This is a genomic window from uncultured Campylobacter sp. (assembly GCF_937981295.1).
Classification (GTDB): Bacteria; Campylobacterota; Campylobacteria; order Campylobacterales; family Campylobacteraceae; genus Campylobacter_B.
The window spans coordinates 89556-101046 of sequence record NZ_CALJPC010000071.1; the positions used below are offsets into that span (position 1 = coordinate 89556).

Annotated in this window: 15 protein-coding genes; all 15 read right to left on the reverse strand. The window is 44.2% G+C overall.

The genetic code is table 11. The features are described 5' to 3' along the window. Positions 1-6: 6 nt before the first annotated feature. From Q0135_RS06220 to Q0135_RS06290, 15 genes are read right to left on the reverse strand one after another with little or no spacing between them, the layout of a single operon-like run. Positions 7-654, reverse strand: a complete 648-nt coding sequence (locus Q0135_RS06220) for an FKBP-type peptidyl-prolyl cis-trans isomerase (RefSeq protein ID WP_297989224.1) — start codon at positions 652-654, stop codon at positions 7-9. Between the two features lie 50 nt (positions 655-704). Next, positions 705-1523, reverse strand: coding sequence for a tetratricopeptide repeat protein (locus Q0135_RS06225; protein ID WP_297989225.1), 819 nt, complete (start codon positions 1521-1523; stop codon positions 705-707). A gap of 1 nt (position 1524) precedes the next feature. Next, entirely contained in the window at positions 1525-1998 is a 474-nt protein-coding gene (locus Q0135_RS06230) for an OmpA family protein (RefSeq protein WP_291938293.1), read from the reverse strand. A gap of 55 nt (positions 1999-2053) precedes the next feature. Further along, positions 2054-3301, reverse strand: coding sequence for a Tol-Pal system protein TolB (gene tolB, locus Q0135_RS06235; protein ID WP_177389413.1), 1248 nt, complete (start codon positions 3299-3301; stop codon positions 2054-2056). A gap of 15 nt (positions 3302-3316) precedes the next feature. Then, positions 3317-3709, reverse strand: coding sequence for a TonB C-terminal domain-containing protein (locus Q0135_RS06240; RefSeq protein ID WP_297924718.1), 393 nt, complete (start codon positions 3707-3709; stop codon positions 3317-3319). 18 nt (positions 3710-3727) lie between these two features. Beyond that, entirely contained in the window at positions 3728-4708 is a 981-nt protein-coding gene (locus tag Q0135_RS06245; protein WP_297962713.1) for a TonB C-terminal domain-containing protein, read from the reverse strand. Next, positions 4701-5099 carry a biopolymer transporter ExbD gene (locus Q0135_RS06250; RefSeq protein ID WP_005869629.1) on the reverse strand — a complete coding sequence of 133 codons (399 nt, stop codon included), beginning with the start codon at positions 5097-5099 and terminating at the stop codon, positions 4701-4703. The genes Q0135_RS06245 and Q0135_RS06250 overlap by 8 nt, the downstream gene beginning before the upstream one ends. Continuing rightward, positions 5099-5674, reverse strand: a complete 576-nt coding sequence (locus Q0135_RS06255; protein ID WP_297894471.1) for a MotA/TolQ/ExbB proton channel family protein — start codon at positions 5672-5674, stop codon at positions 5099-5101. The genes Q0135_RS06250 and Q0135_RS06255 overlap by 1 nt, the downstream gene beginning before the upstream one ends. Before the next feature lie 2 nt (positions 5675-5676). Beyond that, positions 5677-6081: an ATP synthase F1 subunit epsilon gene (gene atpC / locus Q0135_RS06260; RefSeq protein WP_297962715.1), complete on the reverse strand. Its 405-nt coding sequence runs from the start codon at positions 6079-6081 to the stop codon at positions 5677-5679. Positions 6082-6091: 10 nt separating this feature from the next. Continuing rightward, entirely contained in the window at positions 6092-7489 is a 1398-nt protein-coding gene (atpD, locus tag Q0135_RS06265) for a F0F1 ATP synthase subunit beta (protein WP_295151010.1), read from the reverse strand. 11 nt (positions 7490-7500) lie between these two features. Then, positions 7501-8409, reverse strand: coding sequence for an ATP synthase F1 subunit gamma (atpG, locus tag Q0135_RS06270; RefSeq protein WP_297900610.1), 909 nt, complete (start codon positions 8407-8409; stop codon positions 7501-7503). Positions 8410-8421: 12 nt separating this feature from the next. Next, a complete protein-coding gene (gene atpA / locus Q0135_RS06275) occupies positions 8422-9936 on the reverse strand; it encodes a F0F1 ATP synthase subunit alpha (RefSeq protein WP_297962717.1) in 1515 nt (504 codons plus the stop codon). A gap of 11 nt (positions 9937-9947) precedes the next feature. Continuing rightward, positions 9948-10478 (reverse strand): F0F1 ATP synthase subunit delta, encoded by a 531-nt coding sequence (locus Q0135_RS06280; RefSeq protein ID WP_295099002.1) that lies wholly within the window; start codon positions 10476-10478, stop codon positions 9948-9950. Next, positions 10478-10993 (reverse strand): F0F1 ATP synthase subunit B, encoded by a 516-nt coding sequence (locus Q0135_RS06285; RefSeq protein WP_297989226.1) that lies wholly within the window; start codon positions 10991-10993, stop codon positions 10478-10480. Before Q0135_RS06285 ends, Q0135_RS06280 begins: the two co-directional genes overlap by 1 nt. Positions 10994-11003: 10 nt before the next feature. Further along, positions 11004-11426 carry a F0F1 ATP synthase subunit B' gene (locus Q0135_RS06290; protein ID WP_297989227.1) on the reverse strand — a complete coding sequence of 141 codons (423 nt, stop codon included), beginning with the start codon at positions 11424-11426 and terminating at the stop codon, positions 11004-11006. Positions 11427-11491 lie beyond the last annotated feature (65 nt).

Below are 11491 nucleotides of genomic sequence, written 5' to 3' on the forward strand. Positions count from 1 at the left end.
AAAATCCTAATGTTCGTGGTGGTGCCCGCCGCAGCACTCGTGATCTTTTTCGTGATTGTGACCTCCGCAGCATTCATGACCGTCTGCATGCCCATGGCCTCCGCAACACTCGTGATCCTCTGCGTGATCGTGTCCGTGTCCGCCGCAGCACTCGTGCCCCTCGTGATGATTATGTCCGCAGCCGCAGCTGTGAGCACCCTCCGGCTGGCCGGTAAGAATTTCGTCCGCCGTCGCTTCGCGATTCTCGACGATTTTTACGTTAAATTCCAGCTCCTTGCCCGCGAATGGATGGTTAAAGTCGATGGTAACGTCCTGCTCGCCGATAGCTTTGACGCTTACGCGGGTAGTCGCGCCGTCCTCCGCCTGACCGAAAAGCTCCATGCCCACCGCCAGATCGATGCCCGCGAACTGCTCTTTAGGCAAGATTTGCACGGCGTCCTGCTTATACTCGCCGACTCCGTCGCTCGGGCTTATTAGAACCGTTTTACTCTCGCCCGCTTGTAGATTTAAAATTTCATCTTCCAGCTTTTGGATGATTTGATCTTTACCGCTAAGAAAGGCGATCGGGTCGGAGTTTAAATTTGACTCTAAAATTTCGCCGGTTTTGCCGTCTTTTAGCTCGTAATGCATCTTTATAACTCGGTTGTTAGCCATAGTTTTCTCCTATTTAAAATTTTATTTTTGATTTTATATTTAAATTTAGGTTATCTAGCGGGCGCGGCTTTAGCTTCTTTGGAGTCCGGGTATGAAGCCTTTAACGCTTTGTAGAATTTATCTGCGCTGTCTTTATCGCCGATCTTATCGAAGCTGATCGCGGTATGATAAAGAAGTTTTGGGGTGTAGTCTTGGCTCTCGTTGTGCGAGATGCTCTTTTTATAGTAGTTTATCGCTTCTGCGTATGAGCCGGAAAAATATGAAATTTCGCCCAGCATATAGTTTGCCTTAGCGGGCTTGTAGTTCTTAGATACTAAATAATTATAGCGCTCTTTTGCGCCAGAATAGTCTTTTTTCACATATAAAGCGTCGGCCTCTTTTAATACCGAGGCTTGATCTTTTGATTTAAAATCGGAGTCTGATTTTGTACTAGCAGGGGCTGAAGCAGTGCCTGCGTCTAATTCAGCGTTTTTTTTTACGCTGCCGCTGCTGCCTAATTTTTTATTGATTTCAGCAATTTGGGCTTTTATAGTTGCGATATCTCGTTTCATCTGATCTAGCTCGCTGTTGCCTTGGCTTTTGCCGGTAGCGCGAATTTCTAGATCCGCCACCCTGTTTTCCAGGTTCGAAATTTTAGAATTTGTTCCTTCAAGGACGCTTCGCAAACCTTCAACACTCTCGCGTGTATTATCTACACTAGTTTGCATTTCGCTTATACGCTTGCGGTTATCGCGCAATACTTGCTCGTTTTCAGTTAGTCCGTAAGAGCTGCCTGAATCAATATTGCCAGCATCAAATGCAGAAGTTTCTGCATTTAAAAAAGTGGCAGCTCCCAAAAGAGCCACCACCATGAAATTTTTAAATTTCAAATTAGAATCCAACTTTGAATTCGTCGCGTCTGTTTTGAGCGTCGCACTCTTTAGAATGCTCTGTGCAAGCCATATTGCTCTCGCCGTAGCTTACTACGGAAATTCTGCTCTCATTTACGCCTTGAGCAACCAATGCGTCTTTAGCTGCAGTAGCTCTCTTTAGACCAAGAGCATAGTTGTACTCATCAGAACCCCACTCATCGCAGTTACCCTCAACTTTAACGGTTAGAGACTCTGCGCCTGCTTGGTTGAATAAAGCTGCGTTATTATTGATTGTGCCTTGCTGATCGGCTCTAATATTAAATTTATCAAAGTCGAAATAAACAGTACCAACTTCACTTTGGATCTGAGATGCCAAAGCAGCTAGTCTATCTGCATTACTTGTGCTTGTAGTATCGGCCTCTGGGGTCTTTTTAGAACAACCGCTCAATAATAGAGCAGCAACTGCTATCGAAGATAAAACTAAATGTTTCATTTTCTATCCTTTCAAAAAAAATTGAAGTCATTATATCACGAGATTTTTTAATATTTTACCAATCAACCGATTGAATTTTACCCACTCTTAACGGAAATTGAAAACTTTTATTCTCGTTAACCCTGATAATACCTACCGAGCTTCCGCTGCCGTCTTGCTTAATAAACATAATGCTGCCGCCATCGCTAGAAAATCTAGGAAACATATTTTTGCCACTAGCCGTTAACTGGCGAATCATATCGGTTTGGGTAGAGATTAAATATATATTAAATCCGCCCCCGCCGTCGCGACTAGAGTAAGTAACATAATTGCCATTTGTGCTAATGGAATTGTTATTTTTGCCGTGATAGACGAGCTGCTGAACGTTACCGCCGTTTATGCTAGTGGCAAATACGTTCGGATAGCCCAGACGATCGCTCACAAAAGCCACGCGCGAATCGCCGTCGATAAAATTTCCATTTACATCAATACCAGCGTAATCTGTAATTTGCTTAGCGCTGCCCGAAGCTATATCATACAAATAAATATCGGGTTGATCTTTAGGCGCATTGGTAATTAGAAGCTTTCTGCCGTCGGCACTTACATCCGAAGCTATTGTCATGCCGTGACCGGTAAAAATTTTACTCTTGCTGCCGTTGGATAGATTAAATTTATAGATAGCGGGCGTATTTTTATTGACATAGTAGGTATAATAAAATTCGTTCTGCGCTGCGCTTGCCCATTTAGGGAAGATATTTAATCCGCCGCGAAGCACAACCTGCTGGTAAGTAAGCGTATAGTCAGCCACCATGATCTCGCTCTCACGCGTCGAAGTGTAGCGAGAGAGCAAAATCATCTCCTTCATCCAATCGACGTTTGAGTACCCTAGCTGCTTGACGATCTCAGATACCGCCATGTGTGCCAAAAACGGATACTTTTCGGCATTTGAAAGCGTAAAGCTCTTCTCGTACATCACCCTGCCGCTGTTCGCTTCAAGTACTTTGGCTTTTAGGCTCATCGGCGAGCTTTTATCACTTACCGCGTAGCGCACGATCAGAGCGGCACCGCTAGAGCCTAGATTATCGGAAGCGCCCGCATCATAGCTGCTTTGTAGATACTCGTCGCTGACTTCAAAAGTCGCGCCGACCTTTAGATCGCCCACCATAAGTTTAAAGAATTTGTTGCCAAATTCTGAATTTGCAAGGTTCGATGCATCCTGAACAACGATTTTAGGTAGATTTACCCCTTCGTTTACGATAGACATAGTCGCATCTGCCGCGAAAATGCTACTACAAAATGCAAGAATCAAAAGTAGTTTCTTCATCTTTTCTCCTTAAATTTAATTTGATTTCGCAATCTCGGTTAATCTTATATTAAGTTTATGAAGTTTATTATCCGGGGATTTTGAAAAATTTTGCTCCGAAAGCCCCTTTAAAAATCTGTCAAGCTTTTGGTTAAATTTTATATCGCGACCTAACTCGATAATTTTATAACCCACCACTCGTCCGTCCGCGCCGAAAGTAACCTCGACCGCTGCGTCATCGTTAGTGGTAGCATCTTGTTTTAGCCACAGATATTCTAGCTTCTTTACAATATCTCCATAATAAGCCCTAAATTCTTTAGAATTTTGAATTTCAGTGTTTAAATTTGAAGAGGTAGAATTTTTAGCAGAATCCACATCTTCTGCAAAAAGCATACAGCAAAAGGCAAAAATACAAAAAAGTCTCTTCACTTTTTTTCCTTACAAATTCTAATTTGTCTTCATTACGTCGGACATCCTAGTATCAATCTCGTGCGACGCTCCGTCGGGAGATTTCGGGAAACTCTGAGTCGATAGATTATCCAAAAAATCTCGCAACTTCTGGTTAAATTCCGTCTCTCGCCCCAGCTCTATAATAGTATAATCCGCTACTCGCCCATCTGCGCTAAAGACTATCTTAATCCTTGCGTCGTCCTTCGCGGTCGCCACATATCTGCTCCATAGAACTTGAAGCTTCTTCTCGATAGCGCCGTAATAAGCGTTATACTCGCCCGTCCTTTGCGTCCTGCCGCCAAGCTTATCGGATTTGACGACAGCATTTTTAGATGCCGCTTTATCCTTAGCACTAGAGGTGGCGGTTTCTTTATCGGACTTTTTGTTACTCTGAACGGCGTCGCTAGCTTTAGCGCTCTCCTCAAGCTTCTTATTGTCCTTAGTCGTATCCGAAAAAAGATCGCTCAAGCTCGGTTTTTCCTCTTTTTTTGGCTCCGGCTTAGTTTCCTCTTTTTTCTCTACTACTTTTTCGGAAGGTTTATCTTCCAACTTAGGCTCAGGCTTGGGCTCCTCTTTTTTGGGCTCAGCTTTAGGCTCGTCCTTTTTAGGTTCCGGCTTCGGCTCTTCCTTCGGCTTTTCGGGCTCTTTCGGTTTCGCCTGCACCGGAGGCGGCGGAACTACTTGCGCCGTAGTCTTAATTTTATCCTCCGGCACGTCCTTAATATTCTTATTTTCAAACTCGCCCTGCTTCGTTTCTTTAGCGATTTCAGGCGCGGACGGAAGTTTATCATCTATTTCGAAATCAAAAGTAACATCCATATAATCGTTGGGATTGTCGGTATATTTTTTAAATTTTTCCTGCGGCTTTGAAATTTGATATAAAAGAACGAAAATCACCAGCAGATAGGCAAAAAGGGCGATTAAAAACGATTTAAAATTATCGTATTTAACCCCCGTAAAATTTGAATAATTAGCCATTTGTTTGAAGCGCGACTTTAGTAAAACCCGCTTGCTTTAAGCTCTTTAAGACAAACATTACATCGTCATAAACGAGTCTCTTATCGGCTTGGATATAGACGGGTTTTTCCAAGCTATACTTGCCGGTGCCTTTAAGCAACACGAGATTATCCGGGAATTCAGCTAGGCTCATCGAGCTTTTGTCGATATAAACCTTGCGATCTTCGCCGATACGCACAAGCAAGAATTCTGCGGTATTTTCCGAAACCTGTGCTTTTGAGCCGCTAGGCAGTTCAATCTTCTCATCGTAGATAATCGCCGTTTGCGCGACCATTAAAATCGCTAGCAAAACAAGCATAATATCGACGAGCGGAGTGATATTTAACTCTGGATTTTCGTCGAAATTATACATTAAATAGCTTTTCCAGTGTTTGCTTTAAATAGCAAAATATCCGCTGTACGATTTATAATGCTCATAACTTCGTATGCTTTGCGTTTTATAAGTAAGCTAAAGGTGTATGCGGGTATCGCTACAAAAATTCCACATCCTGTGGCAACCAGGGCCTCGCTAATCGCAGGAGCGATAGTATCGATGCCGGAATTTCCACCGCCGAGCTTGGAAAATGTGTGAAGTATGCTAACAACTGTACCGAACAGCCCGATAAACGGCGAAGTGGAGGCGACGATAGATAGCCAAGTAAGTCCGCTAGTGGAGTCGCGTTCGGCCTTGCCTTTATAAATTTCCAAGGCTTCTTTTGAAATTTTATCGGTATTTACTTTTTGAAAAATAGAGCCCGAAAGCGAAATCCTACCACCCATCAGCAAGGATTCGAGTGCCTTTGCTTCGCGGTGTTGCCACGCACTAAGCCCTACAAATCTAGAGATCAGAATCGTAAAGGTTACGATAAAATAAATGGACAACCAAGAGAGCACGAATATCGTAATAAACGTGCTTCTTGAAAAATAACTTAAAATCAGATCTAACATATTTAATTTTGCCTTGCGAATTCGTCGACTCTAGCCATGATTGCTGCGGAATTTGCCGCATCGGAGCTAATAGATGCAAGCATATCTTTGGCGCGCTGCAAAGACTTCGCTACGGCGCTTTCGCTATCGCCTCCGATAGCTACGGCTTGAGTGGCTAGAATAGTAGTTTTTTCTTCGGTAACTTCCAAAAATCCGTCGTTTACCAAAACAAGCTGCTTTTTGCCATCTTTATCTACGATCTCAACGACTCCGCCTTCGCTTTTATCTTTAAGCCCCGTTAGCAAGCTCGCATGCCCCGGCAAAATACCCATTTCGCCAGTAATGCCGGGGAGTTGGACGGATTTGACTTCGCCCGAAAAGACCATCCCTTCGGGCGTAACGATATCTAAAAGCAAAAATTCTTTCATCTTAAAATTCCTATGCTTTCATCTTCTCAGCTTTTGCCACTACCTCGTCGATATTTCCTACCATATAAAAGGCATTCTCCGGCAGATCGTCGTATTTGCCCTCTAAAATTCCCTTAAAGCCAGCGATAGTTTCCTCTAGCGAGATATATTTACCCGGACTTCCGGTAAATACCTCGGCTACGAAAAACGGCTGAGATAGGTAGCGTTCGATCTTTCTAGCGCGCTCGACTACGAGCTTATCCTCTTCGCTAAGTTCGTCCATACCCAAAATCGCGATAATGTCTTGCAAATCTTTATATTTCTGAAGCACCGCTTGGACGCCGCGAGCGACCTTGTAATGCTCCTCGCCGATGATTTGTGGATCAAGCATTCTTGAGGTCGAATCAAGCGGATCGACGGCAGGATAAATTCCTTTTTCGGCGATCGCTCTGTTTAAAACGGTCGTCGCATCAAGGTGCGCGAAAACGGTCGCAGGCGCAGGGTCGGTAAGGTCGTCCGCAGGCACATAAACGGCCTGAACGGAGGTGATGGAGCCCTTTTTAGTAGAAGTGATGCGTTCTTGCAGTTTACCCATTTCGCTAGCAAGAGTAGGCTGATAGCCGACCGCCGATGGAATTCGTCCCAAAAGCGCGGACATCTCCGAACCCGACTGCGAGAAACGGAAGATATTATCGATAAACATCAAAACGTCAAGCCCAAGCTCGTCGCGGAAATACTCAGCCATCGTAAGACCGGTTAGCGCGATACGGTTTCTCGCCCCCGGCGGCTCGTTCATCTGGCCGTAGGTCAAGGCGACTTTATCCAAAACTCCAGATTCTTTCATCTCGTTATAAAGGTCGTTTCCCTCTCTCGTTCGCTCGCCGACGCCCGCAAATACGGAGTAACCGCTGTGTTTGAAAGCGACGTTGTGGATCAGTTCCATGATGATGACAGTCTTGCCGACGCCAGCACCGCCGAATAGCCCTACCTTACCGCCCTTTGCGTAAGGGGCTAGCAGATCGACTACCTTAATGCCGGTTTCAAAAATTTCACTCTTCGTGCTTTGATTTTCAAAGCTAGGCGGATCTCTGTGGATCGACCAGCGGGTTTCAAATTTTTCATCCTCGCCCTCGTCGATCAGATCGCCCGTGACGTTAAAAATTCTACCCAAAACCTTCTCGCCCACAGGCACCGTAATAGGCGCACCCAGAGCCGTAGCCTCAAGCCCTCGCCTAAGTCCATCGCTCATATCCATAGCGATCGTGCGGACGCGATTGTCTCCAAGGTGCGCGGCTACCTCTAGGATCAGCCTGCGATGAGCGCCTTCGACGTCAAATTTAACTTCGATAGCTTCATTAATCTTCGGTAAGTAGTCCTTGAAATCGACATCGACCACGGGACCCATTACCTGAGAAATTATTCCTTTCATCCGTTTTCCTTTCATTTCATTGATTCGACGCCGCTTATGATCTCGATAAGCTCAGTCGTGATAGAGCCTTGTCTGGCTTTGTTGTATGCTAAATTTAACTGCGATACGCGTTCTTTGGCGTTATTTGTCGCATTCTCCATCGCATTCATTCTCGAGCAGTGCTCCGCCGCCAAAGAGTCGATCAGCGCGTAATACATGCTGTAGCTAAGATAGCTCTGGATTAAATTTAACATCAATGTTTCTTCATCCTCAGGGCTTTCAACCTCTACTTCCAATGTAGATGTTTTTAAAGCGTCCTCATTAATCGCAGGCTCACCGATCGGCACCAACGTATTTACCCGCATCTCTTGGGTAATCATATTCAAATAGCCGTTATGGATAAGTATAACTTCGTCAGTTTTACCTTCGTTAAAATCCTTAACCGCGGCTTGGACGATTTCGTTAGCTTTCTCGGACGATGGAGATGAGCTCACGCCGATATATCGCTCCAAAAGCTCAATGCCTTGAAAATCAAAATACTCTATCCCCTTTTTGCCGACGGCGCGAAGGCGAACCTTGATCTTTTTAGCTTTAAGCTCCTCGATCAAAGCTTTGATCTTTTTGATGGTATTGATATTAAAACCGCCGCAAAGCCCTTTATCTGCAGTGATAAACAGCAGATCAACCACCTTTACCTCTCGAGTGGTATCAAAAATTCTAAGTTTTTCGTCGTTGCCCGAATTATTGCCTACGTAATTTTTAACGCGCGCAGAAATTTCACCCAAGACCTCGTTAATCTTCACCGCATAAGCTCGCGAGCGCATCGCCGCTTCTTTAGTGTTTTTAAGCTTAACGTTGGAGACCAGCTTCATAGCTTTGGTAGTCTTCTCCGTATTTCTGACGCTTTTGATTTGAAGTTTTATATCCTTTAAATTTGCCATAATTTAGCCTTCTTAAGCGGCAAATGTCGCTTTAAAGTCATTTAGAGCCTTGATTAAATTTTCTTCCAAATCCTTCTCGATGGTCTTTTTGCTTCTGATCTCTTCAAAAATTTCAGGATATTTCGCCTCGATATATGGATATAGCTCAGCTTCAAATTTGCCAATTGAGCTCGTAGGCACGTCGTCTAAAAATCCGCGGCTTCCTGCAAAGATGATGACCACTTGATTTTCGACCGGAAGCGGCGAATAAGGAGGCTGTTTTAAAATTTCGACCATTCTTTGTCCGCGATCCAGCTGCTTACGACTGCTCTCGTCCAGATCGCTCGCAAACTGTGCAAATGCCTGAAGTTCGCGATACTGGGCAAGATCTAGGCGTAAGGTTCCCGAGACCTTTTTGATCGCTTTAATCTGCGCAGAACCCCCGACGCGGCTAACCGAAAGACCTACGTTGATCGCAGGGCGAATTCCAGAGTTGAATAGACCCGATTCTAGGAAAATTTGACCGTCAGTGATAGAGATAACGTTTGTAGGGATATACGCCGAAACGTCGCCTGCCTGCGTCTCGATAATAGGAAGCGCCGTTAGGCTGCCTGCACCGAGTGCATCGCTTAGTTTGCTAGCGCGCTCAAGCAGGCGGGAGTGCAGGTAAAATACATCGCCAGGATACGCCTCACGTCCTGGCGGACGGCGCAAAATAAGCGACATCTCGCGATATGCGACCGCATGCTTGCTAAGATCATCGTAGATGATAAGCGCGTGGCGGGAGTTATCTCTGAAATACTCGCCCATGGTGCAGCCCGAATATGGCGCCAAATACTGAAGCGCAGCCGCCTCGCTAGCACCCGCCGCAACTACGATCGTATAATCCATCGCGCCGTATTCTTCAAGCTTTTTAACGACTTGCGCGACGGTAGATTGTTTCTGTCCGATCGCTACATAGATGCAAACGACGTCTTGGCCCTTTTGATTGATGATAGTATCAACAGCAACAGTGGTTTTTCCTGTTTGGCGGTCGCCGATGATGAGCTCGCGCTGTCCGCGACCGATCGGCACTAATGCATCTATCGCTTTAAGACCGGTTTGAAGCGGTTCGTGGACGGATTTACGAGCCATGATACCTTTGGCCTTTTCTTCGACAAATCTAGTGTCGCTAGTCTCTATCGCGCCCTTGCCATCGATTGGCTCGCCTAGAGCGTTTACCACGCGACCGATTAATGCATCACCTACCGGAACGCGCAAAAGCTTACCCAGTCTTTTAACGCTACTACCTTCGTTAATACCGCTAGTATCGCCTAAAATAACGATGCCGACACTGCTTTCTTCTAAATTTAACGCAATACCACGAGCTCCGTTTTCGAATTCGACCATCTCGTTAGCCATTACGTTTTTTAAGCCGTAAACATTAGCAACACCGTCTGCGACCGAAACGACCTTGCCGGTTTCTTCGATATCAACGCTAAGATCGAAATTTTCGATTCGCTCTTTGATTATGCTACTGATTTCGTCTGCCTTAATTTTCGCACCCACGCTTTACTCCTTTAAATTGCTTTTAAAATATATTCGCTCATTTTTTGTTTCAATCTATCAACTGAAAAACTAATCTCAAATCCAAGATCCTCAACTTCGATCTTAATGCCTTCAAGCTCGCTTTTAACGGGTTGAAGAGTAATATCTGCATTAAATTTCTTTGAAATTTTAGTCTCTAGCTCTTTTATTTTCGCGGCGTCTATTTCGGTGGCGGAATAAATTTTGCCCAAATATTTATTATCCAGCGCCGCAATATTCTTGCGCAGTTCCTCGACTATCTGCGGGATTAGTGCAATACGCCTATTCTTAGCTAAAAGTTTAATAAAATTTACGATTTTTTCGCTTGGATTTTTTATAAACGACGCAATAAGTTCCACTTTGGATTCCTCTTTTAGCGTCGGAGATTTTACAATATCTTGGAATTTTGGAATTCTAAATGCGCTCGCGACGCTCTCTAACGTCTGTAAAACAGAGCCTAGTTCATCTTTTTTATAGCTCAGTATAAGGGCGTTTACATATCTTTTCGAGGTGTTATTTATCATCATCCGACCTTTTTCTCTACGATTTTAACTAGCTTATCTTGACCGAATTTAATGTCATCCGATGCAAAAATATCATCCAGAATCTCGCTTACGACCTCTTTTTTGATCTTGCGCGCCTCAAAGCTTTTCTGCTCATCGAAAGATTTTTGCAAATTCGCGATCTCTTGCTCGGTTGCATTTTTTATCTTTTCGGCGGCGAACACGATCTCTTTTTTAGCAGTTTCAATTAAAGCTGCGCCTTGAACCTTAGCATCTTGCAAATCTTTTTTAGCTTGTTCCTTGCGAGCTGCAGACTCTTTTAAAATTTTTTGATTAGCCTCAAGTCTAGATGCGATGCCGTTGATTCTACCTTGATATGCTGCTTTAGCGGGACCTTTTAAAAGATAAAATAAAATTCCAAAAAACAAAATGAAATTTATGCTTCGCCACAGCACGTCGTAATCTTTGACTCCATCGTGCTCGCCACTTGCTAAAACAAGCGCGGGAATTATAAATAAAAATAGATATTTTTTCATACTGAAATCCTCATACTTTAGCCACAGCGCTGCTTAGAGCATTTTTAAATTCCGGAATTTTGGCTTGCAACTCATTTCTTAGGCTACGTCTTTGCTCATCCAAACCGCCTAAGAATTGATTGAAATCCTCCTCCATCGCGGCTTTTTTCTCGGCTATTTCTCTAGCGGCAGCCTGCTTCGCACTATCCATCGCCTCTTGCTTTATTTTAACAGCTTGCAACTTCGCAGCATCCATGATCCTTACGATCTCTGCTTTATCGGCATCTGCATCCTGTGCGTTTTTCATCGCATTTGCCTCATCTTCTTTAATAATAGCTTCTCGCTTTTCCATATGCAAAAGTAGCGGTCTATAAAGCTTGATATTTAAGAAGTAAATCAAAGCTAAAAATACGACGATGGTCGTTATCATGGCGGTCAAACTTACGTCTAGCATCGCACCTCCTCCAGGTCAGTTTTAAACAAAATGCGTATTTTACAATATGAAAAATTAAAATACAC